The 20,792-nt window shown below is 70.9% G+C and carries 19 protein-coding genes and 6 tRNA genes; 16 read left to right on the top strand and 9 right to left on the bottom strand.

What is annotated here, in order from left to right:
* Positions 1-65 precede the first annotated feature (65 nt).
* The 5 genes from ABTZ94_RS26600 (at position 66) to ABTZ94_RS26580 (ending at position 8,266) form a co-directional block, all read left to right on the top strand.
* A complete protein-coding gene (locus ABTZ94_RS26600; protein WP_351204160.1) occupies positions 66-752 on the top strand; it encodes a GNAT family N-acetyltransferase in 687 nt (228 codons plus the stop codon).
* A gap of 107 nt (positions 753-859) precedes the next feature.
* On the top strand, positions 860-2,098 hold the full coding sequence (gene cbiE, locus ABTZ94_RS26595) for a precorrin-6y C5,15-methyltransferase (decarboxylating) subunit CbiE (RefSeq protein WP_351204152.1): 1,239 nt from the start codon (positions 860-862) through the stop codon (positions 2,096-2,098).
* Between the two features lie 333 nt (positions 2,099-2,431).
* Positions 2,432-5,836 (top strand): nicotinate-nucleotide--dimethylbenzimidazole phosphoribosyltransferase, encoded by a 3,405-nt coding sequence (cobT, locus tag ABTZ94_RS26590; protein WP_351204150.1) that lies wholly within the window; start codon positions 2,432-2,434, stop codon positions 5,834-5,836.
* A gap of 240 nt (positions 5,837-6,076) precedes the next feature.
* Positions 6,077-7,348, top strand: coding sequence for a uroporphyrinogen-III C-methyltransferase (cobA, locus tag ABTZ94_RS26585; RefSeq protein WP_351204148.1), 1,272 nt, complete (start codon positions 6,077-6,079; stop codon positions 7,346-7,348).
* A gap of 99 nt (positions 7,349-7,447) precedes the next feature.
* On the top strand, positions 7,448-8,266 hold the full coding sequence (locus ABTZ94_RS26580) for a TrmH family RNA methyltransferase (RefSeq protein ID WP_351204146.1): 819 nt from the start codon (positions 7,448-7,450) through the stop codon (positions 8,264-8,266).
* A 4-nt stretch (positions 8,267-8,270) separates the two neighbouring features.
* Here ABTZ94_RS26580 and ABTZ94_RS26575 read toward each other — a convergent pair whose 3' ends face one another.
* Positions 8,271-9,605: a serine/threonine-protein kinase gene (locus tag ABTZ94_RS26575; protein ID WP_351204144.1), complete on the bottom strand. Its 1,335-nt coding sequence runs from the start codon at positions 9,603-9,605 to the stop codon at positions 8,271-8,273.
* A gap of 607 nt (positions 9,606-10,212) precedes the next feature.
* Between ABTZ94_RS26575 and ABTZ94_RS26570 the strand changes: the two genes are divergently transcribed.
* From ABTZ94_RS26570 to ABTZ94_RS26560, 3 genes are all read left to right on the top strand, one after another.
* The gene (locus tag ABTZ94_RS26570) at positions 10,213-10,422 is read left to right on the top strand and encodes a hypothetical protein (RefSeq protein WP_351204142.1); all 210 of its coding nucleotides are present in this window, start codon (positions 10,213-10,215) and stop codon (positions 10,420-10,422) included.
* 214 nt (positions 10,423-10,636) lie between these two features.
* Positions 10,637-11,608: an aminoglycoside phosphotransferase family protein gene (locus ABTZ94_RS26565; RefSeq protein ID WP_351204140.1), complete on the top strand. Its 972-nt coding sequence runs from the start codon at positions 10,637-10,639 to the stop codon at positions 11,606-11,608.
* A gap of 68 nt (positions 11,609-11,676) precedes the next feature.
* Complete coding sequence (locus tag ABTZ94_RS26560) at positions 11,677-11,958, top strand: TFIIB-type zinc ribbon-containing protein (protein ID WP_351204138.1); 282 nt, start codon at positions 11,677-11,679, stop codon at positions 11,956-11,958.
* Positions 11,959-12,111: 153 nt separating this feature from the next.
* Here ABTZ94_RS26560 and ABTZ94_RS26555 read toward each other — a convergent pair.
* From ABTZ94_RS26555 to ABTZ94_RS26535, 5 genes are all read right to left on the bottom strand, one after another.
* A tRNA-Val gene (locus ABTZ94_RS26555) sits at positions 12,112-12,186 on the bottom strand.
* A gap of 23 nt (positions 12,187-12,209) precedes the next feature.
* A tRNA-Val gene (locus ABTZ94_RS26550) sits at positions 12,210-12,281 on the bottom strand.
* A gap of 19 nt (positions 12,282-12,300) precedes the next feature.
* Positions 12,301-12,372 (bottom strand) — tRNA-Val (locus ABTZ94_RS26545).
* Between the two features lies 1 nt (position 12,373).
* Positions 12,374-12,447: transfer RNA gene (locus ABTZ94_RS26540), tRNA-Cys, on the bottom strand.
* Between the two features lie 37 nt (positions 12,448-12,484).
* A tRNA-Gly gene (locus tag ABTZ94_RS26535) sits at positions 12,485-12,557 on the bottom strand.
* Between the two features lie 163 nt (positions 12,558-12,720).
* Here ABTZ94_RS26535 and ABTZ94_RS26530 point away from each other — a divergent pair.
* The 3 genes from ABTZ94_RS26530 to ABTZ94_RS26520 all read left to right on the top strand — a co-directional run bounded on the left by ABTZ94_RS26530 (position 12,721) and on the right by ABTZ94_RS26520 (position 15,488).
* Positions 12,721-13,758, top strand: a complete 1,038-nt coding sequence (locus ABTZ94_RS26530) for a chorismate-binding protein (RefSeq protein WP_351204158.1) — start codon at positions 12,721-12,723, stop codon at positions 13,756-13,758.
* Positions 13,755-14,576 carry an aminotransferase class IV gene (locus tag ABTZ94_RS26525; protein ID WP_351204136.1) on the top strand — a complete coding sequence of 274 codons (822 nt, stop codon included), beginning with the start codon at positions 13,755-13,757 and terminating at the stop codon, positions 14,574-14,576. Before ABTZ94_RS26530 ends, ABTZ94_RS26525 begins: the two co-directional genes overlap by 4 nt.
* Before the next feature lie 66 nt (positions 14,577-14,642).
* Complete coding sequence (locus ABTZ94_RS26520) at positions 14,643-15,488, top strand: GNAT family N-acetyltransferase (protein ID WP_351204134.1); 846 nt, start codon at positions 14,643-14,645, stop codon at positions 15,486-15,488.
* Between the two features lie 171 nt (positions 15,489-15,659).
* Here ABTZ94_RS26520 and ABTZ94_RS26515 read toward each other — a convergent pair whose 3' ends face one another.
* Positions 15,660-16,172, bottom strand: a complete 513-nt coding sequence (locus ABTZ94_RS26515) for a DsbA family protein (protein WP_351204132.1) — start codon at positions 16,170-16,172, stop codon at positions 15,660-15,662.
* A 203-nt stretch (positions 16,173-16,375) separates the two neighbouring features.
* Between ABTZ94_RS26515 and ABTZ94_RS26510 the strand changes: the two genes are divergently transcribed.
* The 3 genes from ABTZ94_RS26510 to ABTZ94_RS26500 all read left to right on the top strand — a co-directional run bounded on the left by ABTZ94_RS26510 (position 16,376) and on the right by ABTZ94_RS26500 (position 18,606).
* Positions 16,376-16,837: a hypothetical protein gene (locus tag ABTZ94_RS26510; protein WP_351204156.1), complete on the top strand. Its 462-nt coding sequence runs from the start codon at positions 16,376-16,378 to the stop codon at positions 16,835-16,837.
* A gap of 241 nt (positions 16,838-17,078) precedes the next feature.
* Positions 17,079-18,098 (top strand): LacI family DNA-binding transcriptional regulator, encoded by a 1,020-nt coding sequence (locus ABTZ94_RS26505; protein ID WP_351204154.1) that lies wholly within the window; start codon positions 17,079-17,081, stop codon positions 18,096-18,098.
* A gap of 352 nt (positions 18,099-18,450) precedes the next feature.
* Positions 18,451-18,606 carry a hypothetical protein gene (locus tag ABTZ94_RS26500; RefSeq protein WP_351204130.1) on the top strand — a complete coding sequence of 52 codons (156 nt, stop codon included), beginning with the start codon at positions 18,451-18,453 and terminating at the stop codon, positions 18,604-18,606.
* 4 nt (positions 18,607-18,610) lie between these two features.
* Here ABTZ94_RS26500 and ABTZ94_RS26495 read toward each other — a convergent pair whose 3' ends face one another.
* Both ABTZ94_RS26495 and ABTZ94_RS26490 read right to left on the bottom strand, forming a co-directional pair.
* A complete protein-coding gene (locus ABTZ94_RS26495; RefSeq protein WP_351204128.1) occupies positions 18,611-19,198 on the bottom strand; it encodes a CGNR zinc finger domain-containing protein in 588 nt (195 codons plus the stop codon).
* A 353-nt stretch (positions 19,199-19,551) separates the two neighbouring features.
* Positions 19,552-19,965 (bottom strand): SsgA family sporulation/cell division regulator, encoded by a 414-nt coding sequence (locus ABTZ94_RS26490; protein ID WP_003959770.1) that lies wholly within the window; start codon positions 19,963-19,965, stop codon positions 19,552-19,554.
* Between the two features lie 190 nt (positions 19,966-20,155).
* Here ABTZ94_RS26490 and ABTZ94_RS26485 point away from each other — a divergent pair, with 190 nt between their 5' ends.
* The gene (locus ABTZ94_RS26485; protein ID WP_351204126.1) at positions 20,156-20,647 is read left to right on the top strand and encodes a TIGR02611 family protein; all 492 of its coding nucleotides are present in this window, start codon (positions 20,156-20,158) and stop codon (positions 20,645-20,647) included.
* A 54-nt stretch (positions 20,648-20,701) separates the two neighbouring features.
* Positions 20,702-20,773: transfer RNA gene (locus tag ABTZ94_RS26480), tRNA-Val, on the top strand.
* Positions 20,774-20,792: the final 19 nt, after the last annotated feature.

Here is a 20,792-nt window from a genome sequence, read left to right as displayed (position 1 = left end):
CCATCAGGGGGGCGCGGGGCTCCGTCGTACGGACCCGCCCATGCACAACGTCGGCCCGATGCTGCATGCTGTGTCTTTACACGGTCTTCGGCATGGAGCTGCGCATGACTTCCACCTTTCCGGACATCTCCATCAGCACGGATCGGTTGGTGCTGCGCCCCTTCGACATGGCGGACGTTCCCGCGTACATCGAGATGATGAACGACGAACTCGTCACCGCCTGGACCGGGGCCCCTCACCCCTACACTCAGGTCGACGCAGAACGCTGGGTCCGCAGGATCGCTCCCGCACAGCGCACCACGGGCGACGGCATCGTCCTCGCCGTCACCGAATTCCTCACCCAGCGACTCGTCGGCTCGGTCCGCCTGCGCAACACCGACTGGCGCACCCTCGCCACCGAGGCCGCGTACATCACCGCCCCCTGGGCACGCGGCGAGGGATACGCCACCGAGTCCGTACTGGCGCTGGCCCAGTGGCTCTTCCGCGACCAGGGCTTCGAGCGCATCGAACTGCGCACTGCCGCCGACAACACCGCCTCCCAGCAGGTCGCCCAGAAGCTCGGCTGCATCAGCGAGGGCGTCCTGCGCAACGCCCGCATAGCGCGCACCCGTACCGAGAACGGCACAGACGGAGGCTGGACCGACATCAGGACCGACCTGATCGTCTGGGGTCTGCTTCCCGAGGACCTCGAAGGGGTTGCCGAGCAGCTTGCCGAAGCGGGCGGCTACGGCGCCTACAACGACTGGAACTGACCCCTCGAAGGGGTCCTGGCACCGTACTGGTACGGACCGGGTACTCTCACCCTGCCCGCCCCTCACGGGCATCCCTACGTGCGACAACTCCAGGAGACTGACGACAGATGGCCGATCGGGTCACCGTGATCGGCTGGGACGGCTCGCCACTGACCGCAGGGGCCACGGCCGCCCTCTCGGCCGCCACGCTCGTCGCCGGAGCCGCCCACCACCTCGCACTGCCCGAAGTCCCGGCGAACGCCGAACGGATCCGCCTGGGCTCCATCGACCTGGCCGCCCGCCGGATCGCCGGACACCGCGGCAGCGCCGTGGTCCTCGCCGACGGAGACCCCGGCTTCTTCGGAGTCGTACGCAATCTCCGAGCACCCGAGCACGGCCTCGAAGTCGAAGTGGTGCCCGCGGTGTCCTCCGTCGCCACCGCCTTCGCCCGCGCCGGGATGCCGTGGGAGGACGCGCAGACCGTCGTCGCCCACCCCCGCACCCTGCGCCGCGCCGTCAACGTCTGCCGCGCCCACCACAAGGTCGCCGTCCTCACCTCGCCCGGCGCGGGCCCCGCCGAACTCGCCCTGCTCCTCGAAGACGTCCACCGCACCTTCGTCATCTGCGAGGAACTCGGCACCGCACGCGAACAGGTCAGCGTCCTCACCTCCGAGAAGGCCGCCGACCACGTCTGGCGCGACCCCAACGTGGTGATCGTCATCGGTGGCGGCCCCGAACCGCAGGCCACCGGCGCCTGGATCGCCGGCCGTCACCCCGCCTACCCCCGTGGCGTACGCGGCTGGGCACTGCCCTCTCAGGCCTACCCGGGCGGCGCCACGGACGACGGGGACGGGAGCGGCGAGGGCGAGTCCCCGGGGCTGCGCGCTGCCCAACTGGCCCGTCTGGGCCCCCGTACCGGAGACCTCCTGTGGGACATCGGCTCCGGCAGCGGGGCCCTGGCGGTGGAGGCCGCCCGTTTCGGGGCGGCGGTCCTGGCGGTCGACAGCGACCCGGCGGCCTGTGCCCGCACCACGGCGGCGGCCCGGTCCTTCGGAGTCCAGATCCAGGTCGTCGAGGGCCGGGCACCTCATGTGCTGGAACGGCTGCCGGAGCCCGATGTCGTACGGATCGGGGGCGGGGGAGTCCCCGTCGTCACCGCCGTCACCGAGCGTCGGCCGGAGCGCATCGTGACCCATGCGTCGACGCGCGACGAGGCCGAGGCACTCGGCGCGGCACTCACAGGGAACGGGTACACCGTCCGGTGTTCGCTCCTCCAGTCCGTCGAGCTCGACACGGCCGCATGGTCGGAGCGCGAACGCTCGGTCGTGTTCCTGCTTTCGGCGCTGCGTTTGGACCTCGCCCCCTGAGCCGGTCGGTGTACAGCGCGAGGTAGGCTGGCCGATCGTTGCACCGCGGCTGGACGTTCGTCGTTTCGTTCGTCAATGTCTGGAAAAGGGGGCCGTTTTGGCCCCCGTTGTGGTACGGCAGAACCGGGGGATGCGCGACGTGGCGCAGTCCACAGCGGGCCGTGGCGAAATGAGCTGCCGCGGCGGCGAACGGCCGCGAGAATGCAGTATGTCCGCGACCGTTTCGTGCCGCGCGACGCGCCCGCTCGTTCTTGTTGACGAGCGCCGGCGTGCCGTGGTCGGGCGTCCCGGGCGAAAGGCCGAAGGAGCACTGACGATGGGCGAGGGGTACGCATGAGTGACACCGGCCAGATCCCGGGTGAGGGACTGCCGGAGAACGCAGGCATGGTGGAGCAGCCGGGCATCGCCGCCCCGGATGCCTACACCTACCTCGCTCCCTCCGAGCATGTGTCCTCCGAGGACGACGATCTCCTGCTGATGCCGAGCCGCCAGGGAGCCTGGAGCGACCCCCAGGCGGTACCGGCCCCCGGTCAGTACCCCGAGGGTGTCGCCGCGCCGGCGCTGTTGCCTGAACAGGGCGCCCACCAGGCCCAGCCCTCGGCACACGCGGTCCACTCCCAGCCGGCCGGCGAGACTCCCGCGCAGCCCCAGGGGCCCGTGCAGGTACAGCTGCAGGAACCCGTTCAGGTGCAGCTCGCGGACGCGTACGCCGCACAGCAGCCGGTGGCCGAACCCCGGCCCGAGACCGGCCAGGGGACGCACGAGTCCGGTGGCCGCGACTCCGGCTCTGTCGACCTGAGGGGCGTACGCATCCCGTCGCCCACCCCGGCTCCCGCTCCGGCCACGGCAGCGCAGACCCAGGCCCCGGTGCGCCGACCGCTGCATCGCGGCCCGGTCGTGACAGACGGCGGGCCGTCCTACGGCGGAACGCCGACCGGTGGCGTGGTCCGCTCGCTCGCCGACCGCGGACCCGCGGGCGCGCCCCAGGCGCAGGCCCAGACCCAGGCCCCCGTACGGCAGGCCGGCCCGCCGACCACCGGGCCCGAGCACTTCGAGACGCCGGTTGACGAGGCGGCCGGACTGCCGGGCCCGCAGCTCGGTGAGATCCTGCCGCAGGGCGGGAGCCCGTGGGCGGCCGAGGCGCCGCAGCCGGTCGTGCCCCCAGTGGCGGCAGAAACGGTCGCGCCGGAGCCGGTCGCCGAGCCGGAACCGGCGACACAGCAGGCACAGCAGGCACAGCAGGCACAGCAGGCACAGCCGGTGCAGGTCGCTCCGGTCGTGGTGCCGGAGGCCGTCAGCGCTCCCGAGGCCGATGCGGTACCGACCGCTGTCGAGACGCCCGTCGAGGTTCCGGTAGACGTTCCTGCAGAGGCAGAGGCAGAGGCAGAGGTGCCTGCCGACGTCGCTGCCGTCGCATCGGAGGACGTCGCGGAAGCCGCCCCCATGGGCCAGTTCGTGCCCGTGGAGGGTTCGGTGCCGACGACCCCGCACCTGGCCCCGACGCCCGTCGTGGAGCAGGCCGTGGAGACGGAGCCCGAGCCCGAGCGCGTGGCGTTCGCGATGGAGCCGGTCCAGCCCGCCCAGCCCGAGGCCGCCGCCGAGTCCGCTGAAGCGGTCGAGACCGTTGAGGCCGTCGAGAACGTCGCGCCCGCCGAAGCTCCTGAGCCGGTCCCCGTGCCCGTGCCCGTGCCCGTCCCCGTCCCCGTCCCCGTCCCCGTTCCCGTTCCCGTTCCCGTTCCCGTCCCCGTTCCCGAGGCCGAGGTTCTGACGGTGGCCGAGCCGGAGCCCGAACCGGGCCCGGAAGTCATCGAGACCCCGGACATCACGGCTCCCACGGACACTCCCCAGGCCACGGAGACCGTGCTCGTGGAGTCCGCGCCCGTGGAGTCCGTGCCCGTGGAGTCCGCACAGCCCGAGGTCCAGCCCGAGCCCCAGCTCCAGCCCCACGCCGAGGAAGCGGAAGCCCCCGAGGCGTCCAAGTCCGACGAGACCGAGGCTCCCGCCTCCGCGCCCGCACCCGGCTATGACGACGCAGAGCGCGAGGCAGTACTCCGGGTCATGCGCGAGCGCCGCGACATCCGCAACGGCTTCCGCAGCGACCCGATTCCGCACGAGGTGCTGCTCCGCGTCCTCGAAGCCGCGCACACGGCGCCCAGCGTCGGCCACTCGCAGCCCTGGGACTTCGTCGTCATCCGCTCGGCGGAGACCCGTCGTTCCATGCTCGAACTGGCACAGCGTCAACGCGAGGCCTACGCCAAGTCGCTTCCCAAGGGCCGGGCCAAGCAGTTCAAGGAACTGAAGATCGAGGCCATCCTCGACACCCCGGTCAACATCGTCGTCACCGCCGACCCCACCCGCGGCGGCCGCCACACCCTCGGCCGGCACACCCAGCCGCAGATGGCCCCGTACTCCTCGGCGCTCGCCGTCGAGAACCTGTGGCTCGCCGCCCGCGCCGAAGGCCTCGGCGTCGGCTGGGTCAGTTTCTTCGACGAGCGCGAGATGGTCCGCGCCCTGGGCCTGCCCGAGCACCTCGAAGTCGTCGCGTACCTCTGTGTCGGTTACGTCGACGAGTTCCCCGAGGAGCCCGAACTGATGCAGGCAGGCTGGTCCAAGCGCCGCCCGCTGTCCTGGGTCGTGCACGAGGAGACGTACGGTCGCCGTGCCCTGCCCGGCGAGAAGCCGCACGACCTGCTGCAGGAGACCATCTCCAACATCCGTCCGCTGGACGCCAAGGCGCTCGGCGAGGCGTGGGAACGCCAGAAGCGGATGACCAAGCCCGCCGGTGCGCTCGGCATGCTGGAGATCATCTCCGCGCAGTTGTCGGGACTCTCCCGGATGTGCCCGCCGCCGATCCCTGAGCCCGCGGCCGTCGCGATCTTCGCGGGGGACCACGGGGTGCACGCCCAGGGCGTCACCGCGTGGCCCCAGGAGGTCACCGGCCAGATGGTCGCCAACTTCCTCGGCGGCGGCGCGGTCTGCAACGCGTTCGCGGCCCAGGTCGGCGCCGAGGTGTGCGTGGTCGACGTCGGCGTGGCCATGGAGCTGCCCGCGACGCCGGGCCTCCTTCCCCGCAAGGTGCGCGCCGGAACGGCCGACTTCACGACCGGCCCGGCCCTCACCCGGGAAGAGGTCCTCGCGGCCATCGAGGTCGGCATCGAGACCGCCCGCGATCTGGTCGCGGCAGGCAACAAGGGCCTGCTCACCGGTGAGATGGGCATCGCCAACACCACCGCGTCGGCCGCACTGATCTGCGTCTACACGGGCCTGGACCCGGCCGAGGTGACAGGTCGCGGTACCGGCATCAACGACGAGATGCACGCCCGCAAGGTCGATGTGGTCCGCCGGGCACTCGAACTCCACCAGCCCGACCCGGCCGACCCGATCGGTGTCCTGGCATCGGTGGGCGGCCTCGAACACGCGGCAATGGCCGGCTTCCTGCTGGGAGGTGCCTCGCTCCGTACGCCCGTCATCCTCGACGGCGTGAGCGCGGGCGCCGCGGCCCTGGTCGCCCGGGCGATCGCCCCCGAGGCCCTCGCCGCCTGCATCGCCGGCCACCGCAGCGCCGAGCCCGGCCATGTCGCCGCACTCAACAAGCTGGGCCTGCGCCCGCTGGTCGACCTCGACCTCCGCCTCGGCGAAGGCACGGGTGCTCTGCTGGCGCTGCCGATCGTGCAGAGTGCGGCGCGGGCGATGCATGAGGTGGCGTCGTTCGACTCGGCAGGCGTCACGGAGAAGTAATCCCTCCACCGCCCCCAGCTCCTCCGGCGTTCGAGGAGCGGGGGGTCCGGTGGCGGAGCTCCCGGTTACGGGAAGGGGCGGGCAGGGGGAACAGGCCCGCCGCAGGCGCCCCACCGCACCCCACCACCCCGCACCCCAACCCGTATCGTGGACCGGGCCCCACGACCCCGCACGTCACAGCCGCTCCACCGCCGCAGCGGCCGCCGCACTCCGTCCCCTGCACGAGGAGCCCGCATCGCCATGGCCGAGCACGCAGATCACGCCGATCACGCCGATCACCCTGCGTACCCCGTCGGACTGCGTCTCAGCGGCCGTCGAGTCGTCGTGGTCGGCGGCGGCCAGGTCGCTCAGCGCCGCCTCCCCGCGCTCATCGCGGCAGGTGCCGACATCGTCCTCGTGTCGCCGGCCGCGACCCCGTCCGTCGAGGCGATGGCCGATGCCGGTGAGATCCGCTGGGAGCGCCGCCCGTACGCCGACGGTGACCTGGCCGACACCTGGTACGCCCTCATCGCGTCCGACGACACCTCGGCGAACGACGCCGCCTCCGCCGAGGCCGAGCGCACCCGCACCTGGTGCGTCCGCAGCGACAACGCCGACGCCGCCACCGCCTGGACCCCGGCCACCGGCCGCAGCGAGGGCATGACCGTCGCCGTCCTCACCACCGACACCCACGGCCGTGACCCGCGCCACTGTGCCGCCGTCCGCGACGCCATCGTCGAGGGCCTGCGCGACGGCACCCTCGCCGCACCCCACCATCGCAGCCGGACGCCCGGTGTCGCCCTGGTCGGCGGCGGCCCCGGTGACCCGGACCTGATCACGGTGCGCGGCCGCCGCCTCCTCGCCGAGGCCGACGTCGTCATCGCAGACCGCCTCGGCCCGCGCGACCTGCTCGACGAACTCCCGCCGCACGTCGAGGTGATCGACGCCGCGAAGATTCCGTACGGCCGCTACATGGCCCAGGAGGCGATCAACCAGGCGCTCATCGAGCACGCCAAGGCGGGCAAGGCCGTCGTGCGGCTCAAGGGCGGCGACCCGTTCGTCTTCGGCCGTGGCATGGAGGAGGCCCAGGCGCTCGCCGCCGAAGGCATCGCCTGCACCGTCGTCCCCGGCATCTCCAGCTCGATCTCCGTGCCCGGCGCGGCCGGAATTCCCGTCACCCATCGCGGTGTGGCGCATGAGTTCACCGTCGTGAGCGGTCATGTCGCCCCCGACGACGAGCGCTCGCTGGTCGACTGGCCGGCCCTCGCCAAGCTGCGCGGCACGCTCGTGCTCCTGATGGCCGTCGACAAGATCGGCGCCATCGCCCGTACCCTCATCGCCCACGGCAAGGCCCCCGAGACTCCGGTCGCCCTTGTCCAGGAGGGCACCATGGCAGCCCAGCGCCGGGTCGACGCAACACTCGCGACCGTCGCCGAACGGGCCGTTGCCGAAGACGTACGCCCCCCGGCCGTCATCGTCATCGGCGATGTCGTCGCGGTCGGCGCGAGCTCCGCACCGCTCCCCGCCGAATAGCCGGCGCGAGCGCCGCCCACACCCCGCCGAGTAACCAGCGGTAACGGAACTTCTCCCAAGCCGTTGGCACCACACACCGGACAAGGCAGTATCGAACCCGTGGCTGATCTCATCACCGTCGACGACCCCGACGACCCCCGCCTGCGCGACTACACCGGACTCACCGACGTCGAACTCCGGCGCAGGCGAGAGCCCGCCGAGGGCCTCTTCATCGCCGAGGGCGAGAAGGTGATCAGACGCGCCAGGCACGCCGGGTACGAGATGCGGTCGATGCTGCTCTCGGCGAAGTGGATCGACCTGATGCGCGACGTCATCGACGAGGTCCCGGCCCCGGTGTACGCGGTCACCCCCGAGCTCGCCGAACGTGTCACCGGCTACCACGTCCACCGCGGCGCCCTCGCCTCGATGCAGCGTAAACCCCTGCCGACGGCCCACGAACTGCTGGCGACGACCCGCCGGGTGGTCGTCATGGAGGCCGTCAACGACCACACCAACATCGGGGCGATCTTCCGCAGCGCCGCCGCCCTCGGCATGGACGCCGTACTGCTCTCCCCGGACTGCGCCGACCCGCTCTACCGGCGCTCCGTCAAGGTCTCGATGGGCGCGGTCTTCTCCGTCCCCTACGCCCGTCTCGATACCTGGCCCAAGGCCCTGGAGACCGTACGGGAAGCGGGCTTCGAACTCCTCGCGCTGACCCCGGACGAAAAGGCCGGCAGCATCGACGAGGCGGCACCGCACAGGATGGACAAGGTGGCGCTGATGCTCGGCGCCGAGGGTGACGGACTGTCCACCCAGGCCCTGGTCGCCGCCGACGAATGGGTGCGCATCCCGATGGCGCACGGCGTCGACTCGCTGAACGTGGGAGCGGCCGCCGCGGTCGCGTTCTACGCGGTGGCTTCGGGCCGCCCGCAGGACTGACGGCCTACTGAGGCTGCGGGCCCTGGTCCTGGGGCCGGCCCTGGGGCTGGTTCGGGGACTGGCTCTGGCTCGTGCCCAGCCCGCGGGCCGGACCCTGGCAGCCCTGTGCTGCCGCGATGCCCAGCGCCACCAGCAGCGTGACCACGACGAAGACGACGAGCCGCTGCCGCAGCAGCCGCGGATTGGCGGGACGTCGCCCCGTCGAAGTCTTACGGGCCCCGGGCCGCGTTCCCGGCCGGCCGTTCGTCCCGTTCGTGCTCTGCGTGCGCTTGCCGGACCGTGTTGTACTGCGTGGCGGCTGATGGTGCCGGGGGCGCGAACCACCGGTGCGCGGCGCCCCGGACCGCGACGACGTGGCCTGCCGGCTGCTCTGAGGTTGCTTCTGCTTCTGCGGACGGGGTGCTGGAGGAGCCGTACGCCGGGTCTGCTGCTCGGTGTACGGGCCGTCGATACGACCGGTCGGCCGGTCCAGCTCCTGTGCCGAACGCTGAACGGGCGGACGGCTCTCGTGCAGACCCTGTGCCTCCCGCGCCGCGATCTCCTTGAGCCGCATGGAGAGTTGAAGCGTGCTGGGCCGCTCCTCGGGGTCCTTCGCCAGGCAGGCGCTCACCAGTGGCGCGAGCGCATCGTGCACGTCGTACAACTGCGGTTCCTCGTGCACCACGCGGTACAGCATCACCTCGGAACTGCCGTGCCCGAAAGGCGAGTCGGCCATCGCCGCGTACGCCAGCGTGGCACCGAGCGAGAACACGTCCGTCGCGGGCGTCACAGTCGCGCCGCGCACCTGCTCGGGCGCCAGGAATCCCGGCGAGCCCACCGCCGTACCGACATGCGTGAGCGTGCTCGCCCCGGTCGCCCAGGCGATCCCGAAGTCGATGATCCGGGGGCCCTTGGGGGAGAGGAGGATGTTCGACGGCTTGAGGTCACGGTGGACGACACCGGCCTCGTGCACCGCCACCAGGCCCTCGGAGAGCGCCGCCCCGATCGAGGCCACCTCGGCCGCCGACAGCGGACCCTCCTCGGCCACCTTGTCGTGCAGTGAGGGCCCCGGGACGTACTGCGTGGCGAACCACGGGCGGTCCGCCTCCAGATCGGCGGCCACCAGACGCGCCGTACAGCCACCGCGGATCCGCCGCGCGGCGGACACCTCGCGCGCGAACCGCGAGCGGAACTCCTGGTCCTCCGCCAGATCCGGACGGATCACCTTCAGCGCCACCCGCTGGCCCCGCCGGTCCGAACCGAGATAGACGACACCCATGCCGCCCGCCCCGAGCCGCCGGTGCAGCCTGAACGAGCCGACGACACGCGGGTCCTCGCGCCGGAGCCGCATCATCGCCATGTCTGCCCATCCCCGCTGCCTGGTACGCCTGACGAGGCACAGCTTACGTACCCGGCGCCCGGGGCGCTCAGAGGCCGCGCCCTCGCCCGCCGATCGATTGTCAGTGCGCGGCACGGTCCATGACGGCAAGTGGGGCCGCAGCCGGTCCCGCACCGAACGGTGTCTGGTCATCAAAGCGGTTGTGATGACGAGGGGTTGGAGTCGTGAGGGCCAGGGACCCGACGAGCGGGGCGCGCAACATGGACCCCGCGGGGACGGGACCGAGGCGGCTGGGGCGACGTACCGGCGTCCCACGACCGGGAGCCGGGGCGAGGGCGAGTGAGTGAAGTCACGGTCGCCGTCCGACCTGCCGCCGTATCCCTTTGCCCACCTGATCCACAACATTCCGGGCACCCCTCCGGGATGACCCCGGGATCAGGCGCCCGATCTCCACCCAGGGGAGTACATCGACTACCCGGGGCTCATCCTCCGGGAGGCCCGGAATTCGGTACGCGGGCATGACGTCGTACGCCGTCCGCGTCCCTAATGTTGAAGTCAAGCGGCGGGCGCAGCACTCGTCCCCCGAGGTCACACGCCTGCCGCTCCACATCCAGTCAGGAGAGGAACCATGGCGGACACGGCAGCGCGGACCATGATCCGTACGCGGGGACGCAGGTTCCATGTCCCGTTCGGCAGCCGCCCCTCGTCCGGTACGCGCCACCCGCTGGTGGCGACGGCGATGGTTCTTCCTCTGGCGGCCCTGCTCGTGGTCGTCTTCGGCGGCTGGGACGCAGTGGTCACACAGGCGTCGTCCGTGGGCGTGATGCTGGGGCGCTGAGCGGCGCCCCGGGTCCGGAAGAGCGGTCCGGACCGGGACATCCGGCCAACAACCCCGTGGGGACGGGGGTGCGGCGGGCGGCAGCGTTTGTCCGGTCAGCTGGGGAGCTGACCGGACAACGCGCTGTCCGGGGCCTTTTCACGACGCGCGTACGCTCAGCGGCGGGCCCGGCGCGCATCGGGCCACCCACACCTGTCCGCCACCGGGGGAGTCCGTGACCACTGCAGTCGTACGCGCGCTGGGCGCCCTCGCCCACCGGGCCGCCCACGCAGATTCCGAGGACGTCTGTGCCTGCCCGCCACCGGCAGTGCTCGCCGACCGCGCGGACGGCACGGTGGTCCGCAGCGGGCCCGTCGTCGCCAAGGCACACGCCCCCGGCACGGACACCCCCGACCTGCTGACCCGGCTGACCCTCGCGAACGACCCCCGCCTGACCGGCATCCTCCTGGCCCCCCTGCAGCCCCGGCCCGCCGTACCCTCCACCACCCTCCAGGGCCGCCCGGTCACCCTGTGGCCCCACGGTGAGCCCGTCGACCCCGGCGACCCCGACTCCGCTCCCTGGGAAGAGGCCGCTGTTCTGCTGGCCAGGCTGCACCTGTCCCCGACCCCGCCCTCCCTCGCGATCCCGCCCATGAGGGGCCCCGCAAAGGCTTCACTCGCCATTGCCCGGATGCGCGCCGCCCGGCCCGGCGACCCGGCCACCGCCCCCGTACTCGAAGCGTGGCACCGTCTGCCCGCCTGGGCCCGCGACGAAGCCGCCGCGCCCCGGCACCGCTCCCACTTCCTGTGCCACGGCGATCTGCACCTCGGGCAACTCGTCCGCCACCCCGCCCCGCACGGCCCCTGGCTGCTCATCGACGTCGACGACGTCGGCCTCGGCGACCCCGCATGGGACCTCGCCCGCCCCGCCGCCTGGTACGCGGCCGGGCTGCTGCCCCCCGAGGTCTGGCTCCGCTTCCTGGACGCCTACCGGGCAGCCGGCGGACCCGCCGTACGCGCCGAGGGCGACCCCTGGCCCGAACTGGACGTCCCGGCCCGCGCCCTGACCGTTCAGACCGCGGCACTGGCATTGGCCAAGTCCACGGCGGAGGGCCGAACTCCGGACGAGGTGGAGCAGACGCTGATCGATGCCTGTGCCCGAATCGCCTCCCTCCCTCCCGAGTTGGCCGCCGAGCACTCGTCGTAGGCTGAACCGACCGTCGGCGGGCATGCATTCCGGCGACGGCGACCCGACGGCGAGGAGTGAGCCGAACCATGCAGTGCCCCAAGTGCCACGCACAGATGCAGACGTACAACCGCAATGGCATACAGATTGAACAGTGCAGCGGCTGCCGGGGGATCTTCCTCGACTACGGCGAGCTGGAGTCCCTGACCCGCATCGAGGCGCAGTGGACGCAGCAGGCCCCGCCCGCGCCGTCCGCCCCGCAGGCCTACCCGGCCGCCCCGGCGCCCGCCTGGGGCGCCCCGCAGTACGGAGGCCACCACGGCGGTCACCACCGGCACAAGAGCTTCGGCCGCATGCTCTTCTCGTCCTGAGCGGGCCGACACCGGTGAGCGCCTGACCGCAGGCCCGGACGCCTTCCGTCCGGGCCCGCGGTGCGTTTTGCCGCCCGGCCGCTCACCGGCACCCACTGCTGCTCGTCGCGGAAACGACAAAGCCCCGGTCGCCGAGACGACCGGGGCTTTTGCTGGTGCGCGATACTGGGATTGAACCAGTGACCTCTTCCGTGTCAGGGAAGCGCTCTCCCGCTGAGCTAATCGCGCAGGGTGAACCTGCGTGTACTGCGTGCGCGATACTGGGATTGAACCAGTGACCTCTTCCGTGTCAGGGAAGCGCTCTCCCGCTGAGCTAATCGCGCGGGAATCCTTGCGGATCAGTGGACGATACTGGGATTGAACCAGTGACCTCTTCCGTGTCAGGGAAGCGCTCTCCCGCTGAGCTAATCGTCCTTGGAGGTGGAGACGGGATTTGAACCCGTGTAGACGGCTTTGCAGGCCGTTGCCTCGCCTCTCGGCCACTCCACCAGGAGTGAGGGTTCGGGAAGATCCCCCACTTTCTGCGAGCGGACGACCAGGTTCGAACTGGCGACCTCAACCTTGGCAAGGTTGCGCTCTACCAACTGAGCTACGTCCGCTTGTCTTTCCCGGTCCGCTTGCGCGTCCCGGCGACGTGTTGAACTCTAGCGGATTCCCGGGCCAGTACAAAAACGCGTTTGTGCAGCGTGCTGAGGTGCGTGCGCCCCGCCGCAGGTCATCGCGCGCCGTCCTAGACTCAACGGCGTGCACGACCTTGCTCCAATGGCCCGCTTCGGCGGCCTCGTCGCGTCCGATCTGCAGGACGTGACCAGTGATCCCTCAGCCCTCGACTCGTCCGGCTTCTGGGCCGTATCCGTCGATTTCGATGGCAGTCCCGTCTGCGCGCGCTTCGCCGCCGTGCGTACCGAGGCGGTGCCCGCCCCGGTACGCGGCGCCTGGCGTGGGCCCGCGGCCGATGACTGGAACTCGTCCCTGGACCGTGCCGCGTACACCGCGGGCGTACGGCGGATCCGCGAGTACATCGCGGCGGGCGAGGTCTACCAGGCCAACCTCTGCCGGGTGATGACCGCGACACTGCCCGACCCGGCCGCCGCGGACGTGGACGCGCTGACCGCGCTGCTGGCGCGCGGCAATCCAGCCCCGTACGCGGGAACGATCCGACTGCCCGCGCACGGCGTGGAGATCGCCACCGCGTCCCCCGAACTCTTTCTCAGGCGCGACGGCCGGACCGTCGAGTCGGGACCGATCAAGGGCACTGGACGGACCGAGGACGATCTGTTGGAGAAGGACCACGCCGAGAACGTGATGATCGTCGACCTGGTCCGCAACGACCTCGGCCGGGTCTGTGCCACCGGATCGGTCACGGTCCCCGACCTCTGCGTGGTGGAGAAGCACCCAGGCCTCGTCCACCTCGTCTCCACCGTGCGCGGAGAGCTCGCCGAGGGCGTCGGCTGGCCCGAACTCCTCGACGCGGCGTTTCCACCCGGCTCCGTCACCGGGGCACCCAAGTCCAGCGCCCTCAGGATCATCGAAGAACTGGAGACTGCTCCGCGCGGGCCCTACTGCGGCGGCATCGGCTGGGTCGACGCCGACCGCCGCACCGCCTCCCTGGCCGTCGGCATACGGACCTTCTGGATGGACCGGACCGGGACCGCCCCTGTACTCCGCTTCGGCACGGGGGCCGGCATCACCTGGGGCTCCGACCCGGAGCGTGAATGGGACGAGACCGAACTCAAGGCCTCCCGGCTGCTCGCTGTGGCGTCGGGCGTTTACGAGGCGACTGGAAGGACCGCGCAATGAGGATTTGGGTCAACGGCGAACTGCGGGACGCCGACGATGCCCGGGTGTCCGTGTTCGACCACGGACTCACCGTGGGGGACGGCATCTTCGAGACGGTCAAGACCGTCGAGGGCAGGCCCTTCGCCCTCACCCGACACCTCGACCGGCTGACCCGCTCGGCCCGCGGCCTCGGCCTCCCCGACCCCGACCTCGAGGAGGTGCGCCGCGCCTGCACCGCCGTCATCGACGCCAACCCGATGGCGCTCGGCCGGCTGCGTATCACCTACACGGGAGGGCTGTCCCCGCTCGGCTCCGACCGTGGCGACGCCGGCCCCGGCCTCGTCGTCGCCCTGGGGGAGGCGGGGCGTCGCCCCGACACCACCGCCGTGATCACCGCCCCCTGGACACGCAACGAACGCAGTGCGCTCGCCGGGCTCAAGACCACCTCTTACGCCGAGAACGTCGTCGCCCTCGCCCGCGCCCATGAGCACGGCGCGTCGGAGGCACTCTTCGCCAACACGGTCGGACAGCTCTGCGAAGGCACCGGGTCCAATGTCTTCGTCGTCCTCGACGGGCAGGTGCACACCCCGCCGGTCGCCTCCGGCTGCCTCGCCGGGATCACCCGCGCGCTGGCCGTGGAGTGGACGGGGGCCGAGGAGACCGATCTGCCGTTCGATGTCCTGGAGCGGGCCGAGGAGATCTTCCTGACCTCCACCCTGCGTGATGTGCAGGCCGTTCACCGGGTGGACGGCCGTGAGCTGCCCGGCGGGCCGGGCCCGGTGACCCTCAAGGCCATGCGGATCTTCGACGAGCGGGCCGGGAACGACCTCGACCCGTAGAGCCCGTACCTCGAACCCGTAAAAATAGCGTGACGGGGCAGGGCTCAGCGGATAGAAACGTCTTCGATGACCACGACTCTCCGGCCGACCGGGCCGATCCAGCAAGGCGCCGACGGCGCGAAGAGCCACGCGTACGACGTGTGCGACAACGGGCGGCCCGTCGGCGCCGTCGAGATCGGCACAGATCCGGGGTTCGGCGAGAAGGCGGGCGTGCTCCGTTCCCTGCACATCGACGAATCCCGCCGCAGGCGCGGCCGCGGCACCGTCGCGGCGCTGGCGGCCGAAGAGGTGCTGCGCGGCTGGGGCTGCACCCAGGTGATAGCGGCGATCCCGGCGGACGACACCGCGGGGCATGGACTGGCCACCGCGCTGGGCTACTCCGAGCGCAGCAGGAACATGATCAAGACACTGCCGCAGAGTTCACCGGCGCTGCCTGGCGGTGTCGCCGCCCGGCCGATGACGGAAGACGAATTCGCGTGCTGGGAGCGCGACGCGATCACCAGCTATGCGCAGACCTGGATCGACCGTGGCGTCCCTGTGGAACAGGCCATGAGGAAAGCCGAGACCAGCTACGGCCAGAACCTGCCGCACGGCCTCGCCACCGAGGGAGCGCATCTGCACGTCCTCGTCCACGAGGACGAGGTCGTGGGACATGTGTGGGTGGGGCGGCACGAAATACACCCGGGAATGCTGGTGGGGTACGTGTTCGACGTCGAAGTACGTGAGGAGTTCCGGGGGAGGGGGTACGGCCGGGCGCTGATGCTCCAGGCCGAACGCATCGCGCTCGGGGCGGGCGACGACCGGATCGGACTGCATGTCCTCGCCTCCAACACGCCGGCCCTGCGGCTGTACGAGTCGCTCGGTTACCGAACGACTCAGTACAACCTGGCCAAGACGCTCCAGCTGCTGTGATCCGGAAAGGTTCACCGGCTCGCGACGCCCGTCACGGCGCCTCGCCGCGTTGTCGCATCACCCCGAGTACGTCCGGTACGAGGGGGATCCTCCGCCTTGCGATGCACCGCACCGGGCGCCGCGAGGTGCCCGGCAAACCTTTCCGGCCACAGCACGAGCCGCCCCGTCGGCTCAGCCCTGCTCGGCGAGCAGCCGGTCGGCGATCTCCTCGATCCGTTCGCGCAGCCCGTCCTGGCTCTTGCCGCCGTCCAGCCGCTCGTCGCCGATCACATACGTCGGCGTACCGGTGACCCCGATCGCCTTGCCCTCGGCCTGGTCGGCGTCGACGATCAGCATGTGGCGTCCGTCGATCAGAGCGGTGTCCATCTCCTCGGCGTCCAGGCCGAGTTCCCGCGCCACATCGATCAGCAGCGGCTCGCCGCTGCGGCCGAGGTCGTCGGTACGGGCGAGAATCGCCTCGATGTACGGCCAGTCCTTGCCCTGGGCCGCCGCCTCCTCGGCGGCCTGCGCGGCGGCGTAGGCGTGCTTGTGCTTCTCCAGCGGGAAGTGCCGCAGCCGCACCTCAAGGCGGTCACCGTACTTGGACCGCAGGGCGTGCACATCGGTGAGGGCCTGGTGACAGTCGGGGCACTGGAGTTCGCACCAGACGTCGAGGACGACGGGCGCGGGGGTGGAATCGCTCATGCGGCCAGTCTCCCAGGGCCCGCGCGAGCGCCCCAATCGGCATCCGATCCGCTCCGGCTCCGTGCGACCGGATCGCTTCCGATCGGCACCCTGGGAGGATCCCGGCCCTGAAATGTCCCTGATTGTGGTCGCGGATCGTGGCGGCCCGGAGGGTGACCGGTGCAGGATGGAAGGGACTTTTCCCCGTGCGCCTGGAGGCCCTGATGCTTGCCGAGACCATCTGTTCCGCGGCGTCCGCGGCGGGCCTGGGCATCGCCGCCGTCACCGCGTACCGGAAGCGCTTCCTCGCCGCTGCCCGGATCGCTGCCTACTCCCTGGTGCCGATCGGCTTGGTGCTGACCGGGATCGTGGACTGGGTCGCCCAAATCGCCTTCAAGCCGAGCGTCTGGATCGGCTTCGGGGTGCTCGCCGTGGCCTGGCTGCTGTTCATGACCACTCGTACGATCGAGCGACGTGGCGTCGGTACCCGTAAGGAACGCAAGGCCGCAGCCCGGGCGGTGCAGAGCGAGGCCATCGCTCCCGCGGCTTCGGCGCCCTCCCGGGGGTCCGGGCTCCCGGCGACGCAGACGCAGGTGCGGTCGAAGGCGAAGCCGAAGCAGCAGTCCGTCCCGTCGGGCGAGGACTTCAGCGACATCGAGGCCATCCTGAAAAAGCACGGCATCTGACCCGCACCCCCGCCCCGTTCCGGCGGGGGCTGTGCATCCTTGGCGAGTGAATCGATTCATCATCTCCCTTGACGGTGTGAGGGGATGGAGCTAGCGCCCCGATCGGATTGAAACAATTCATTCCGCTGCGGTCGATTCGCGGTGGGCCGGGCCGGGACGACGGAGTACCTCGCAACGGCGTCCGTACGATGGGGTGATGCCGCGGACCGGAGCGGCCGAGGGCATCAGTGGGGCAGGGCAAGTGGCGCGTGTGGCAGGGATCAAGGATGTGGCCCGGCAGGCCGGAGTCTCCGTGGGCACCGTGTCCAACGTGATCAACCGTCCCGAGGCGGTGCTGCCGGAGACCCGTGCCAGGGTGCTGGCCGCCATCGAGGAGCTCGGGTACGTGCGCAGCGAATCGGCCCGCCAGCTCAGGGCGGGCCGCAGCCGGATCATGGCGCTGCTCGTCCTCGACATGGGCAACCCGTTCTTCGTCGACGTGGCCCGTGGCGCCGAGCGTGCGGCCCGTGCGGCCGGCCTCGGTGTCATGGTCTGCAACAGCGACCAGAGCCCGGCGGAGGAGGCCGAGTACCTCGGGCTCTTCGCCGAGCAGCGGGTGTGCGGCGTCCTGGTCACCCCGGCCGACGCGACCGGCCGCAACCTGGAGGCGTTCAGCCGTCACCGGATTCCCTACGTGCTGGTGGACCGGGTGGCGTCCGGCACGGGGACCTGCGCGGTCTCCGTCGACGACGTCCGCGGCGGCGCTCTCGCCGTCGGTCATCTGGTCTCGGCCGGGCACCGCTCGGTGGCGTACGTCAGCGGCCCCGGCGACCTCCATCAGATCAGGGACAGGCGCCAAGGCGCCCTGTCGGCCCTGGCCGACGCCGGACTGCCGCCCGAGGCGCTCGTCGAGATCCCCTCCGACCGTCTGGACGTGGCGGCGGGCCGGGACGCCGGGGCCCGGCTGCTCGGTCTTGTGCCGCGGCCGACCGCGGTGTTCTGCGCCAACGATCTGCTCGCCCTCGGTGTTCTTCAGGCGCTGTACGCGGCGGGCGTGCGGGTGCCGCACGACATCGCCATCGTCGGCTACGACGACATCGAATTCGTCGCCGCCGCTGCCGTACCGCTCACCTCGGTCCGTCAACCCGCGGTCGTGATGGGCCGGATGGCCGCGGAGCTCCTGCTGGAGGAGGCGGACGACGAGAGCGGCACGCACGAGCACCGCAGCGTGGTGCTCCAGCCGGAACTTGTGGTGCGCGCCTCCAGCGCGACACCGCTCTGAGGCCGCGGCCCCACCCGATCCCGCCTCTTTCGCGCCGTTCCAGGCCCAACTCGGCGACTGCCGACCGGAGTCCTGCCAGCCGGAGGGCTTCGATGTCTCTGACGGTGCACCCTCGACCAGCCGGGCAGTCTTGGACCGACCCGGAATTCAGCGTGTACGAAGCGATGTTGAGCACGCGGACGTCCGCGACGTGCCGTGTGCGAGGGAGGAGCGCACCGGTCGTCGTACCGAAAATGTGACGGCCGATCGGACGCCGGAGCGAATCACGCCGGGCCCGGGGAGGGTGAACTGCCCGTACGAAAAGGCGTGTTGATCGCCAACGGGGCCCGGGCTGAGTCATGATCGTCCCGAGATGGTGGACACCTCCCGGGGCGATGCCCCCGCAAGCCCTGCCGAAGAGCCGCGCGGCTGCCTCTTCGCGCTCTCCCAGCCCCCTTTGATGATCTTCCTCGCGGTGGTCGGCAGTCTGCTGCTGATGGCCGCGGTGCATGATCTATTCATGCTGTGAACGGTCAGCCGGCCGCTTCCCTGCGGCGTGCCCGGTACGCGGCCACATGCAGGCGGTTGCCGCAGGTCCGGCTGGAACAGTAGCGGCGGGAGCGGTTGCGGGAGAGATCGACGAAGGCGTGCCGGCAGTCCGGCGCCTCGCAGCGTCGCAGTCGCTCCTGCTCGCCCGCCACCACGATGAAGGCCAGCGCCATGCCGCAGTCGGCCGCGAGATGGTCGGCGATCGAGGCGTCCGGTGCGAAGTAGTGGACATGCCAGTCGTAGCCGTCGTGATTGCTGAGCTGCGGTGTGGTGCCGGCGGCGGCGATGAGGGCGTTGACGAGCGAGGCGGCGATCTGGGCGTCGTCCGTCGCGAAGATCGTGGCGAAGTGCGTCCGTACGTCCTGTACGGCGCGCAGGTCCTTCTCGTGGAGCTCGCCCACGCCGCTGATGCAATGGCGCCGCGCGAAGTCGTACAGCGCTTCGATGTCGGCGAGACCGTCGACCGGCTCGCCTTCCGGCTGCCCGCTCCCTGGGGGTTCGCTCTCCGGTGCGGTGTTCAGCAGATCGACCACCGTGTCGAGGGCGATCCGGGTGTCGTGGGGGATCAGCACGCTTTCGCTCCCTGGCCTCCGGCGGGCGGGTGCCCGCCGATGCCGGCTGACTCTACTGGCTCGGCGACGGTACACAGTGGCCCGAGAGGGTCCATGAGGGGTGCGGGGAGCGCTTACCGGCCACCAGTGGGTATCCGTGGGCCGGAGGCCGCCTGTCCGGGCCGTGGGCGGGCGCCCCGGGGCGCCACGTGCGTACCGGGCGCGGGGTGCTGGGCCGCGGCTGTGGGGAAACGCGCGCCGACGCCGTCACCACGGTGGATTCCGTGGTGGCGGCGTCGGTGTCATCCCTATGAGGTTTTCCGCGCGGCGCCGCCTCCCCGAGTTGGACGGCGCCGTGCAGCTCTCGGCCTGGCTCAGCTCTCGGCCAGGATGTGTGAGAGCTCCGTATCGAGGTCGAAGTGACGATGTTCGGTGCCTGGCGGAACCGCGGCGTCGGTCCTTTTCAGGAACGACTCCAGGGCCCTCGCCGGGGCTTCGAGCAGGGCTTCGCCCTCTGGGGAGCTCAGTGCGATGCAGACGACGCCCTGGCCGTGACTACGGGATGGCCAGACGCGGACGTCTCCGGTGCCGGTGGGCCGGTGAAGCCCCTCGGCAAGGAGGTCGCGGGCGAAAACCCACTCGACCGTTTCCTCCGCTCCGGTGTGGAAGGTGGCGTGCACGGCATAAGGATCGGCCGTGTCATACCGCAGGCCCGCAGGTACAGGCAGTGAGGACTCGCTCGACACAACGAGGCGCAGGTGCAGCTCGCAGCTGACCGTGGTGTTCATAAGCGCCAGGGCCTTTCGCTCAGTGTGCGCTCGGGGATTCGCACGTCGGCGAAATCGACATGCCACCTACGGTGGCGTTGTAAACCCCTCTGACCTTTTTGTGTCCCTTCAGGTAGCTCCTATGGCGGTGTGTAACTTTTGGTTATGCGGCCATTCCGGTGATGAAGACCGTTCCGGTAGATTGGCTCCCATGAATGCGGAGAGTGACGAGCGGGGCGGGGTCGTCGTACCGACGAATCCGGTGCCCGCCACGGGGGATGTGACGGAAAGCGTGACGGGAGATGTCACGGAGGGTGTGGCGAAGGAGGGCCGAGAGCTCGGCTCCAGGGCGCCCGGGTTCATCAAGGCCTCCAGGGCGCTGCATCTGAGCTGGCAGGTCGGCGTCTTCGTGGTCGGCCTCGCGGTGGTCGTGGCGGGCATCATCATGCTGCCGCTGCCCGGCCCCGGCTGGCTGGTGATCTTCGCCGGCATGGCGATCTGGGCGACCGAGTTCGTCTGGGCGCAGCTGGTGCTGCGCTGGACACGGCGGAAGGTCACCGAGGCTGCTCAGCGGGCGCTCGACCCCAAGGTGCGGCGGCGCAACATCATCCTCACCGTGATCGGTCTGGTGATCATCGTGGTGCTGGTGGGGATCTACGTCTGGAAGTTCGGCATCACCATGCCGTGGAAGATCCACGAGTGACCCGGGGATGGTCATGGGGTGCCGCTGACATGGGGTAATGTTTGGCCTGCGCCCGGGCGATTAGCTCAGTGGGAGAGCGCTTCGTTCACACCGAAGAGGTCACTGGTTCGAACCCAGTATCGCCCTCTGTCCGGGGTGGGCGATA

Origin of the sequence: Streptomyces sp. NPDC002785 (genome assembly GCF_040295565.1) — a bacterium.
Taxonomy (GTDB): domain Bacteria; phylum Actinomycetota; class Actinomycetes; order Streptomycetales; family Streptomycetaceae; genus Streptomyces.
The sequence above is the reverse complement of the archived record's forward strand: the minus strand, read 5'-3'. Positions and strand labels throughout refer to the sequence as shown.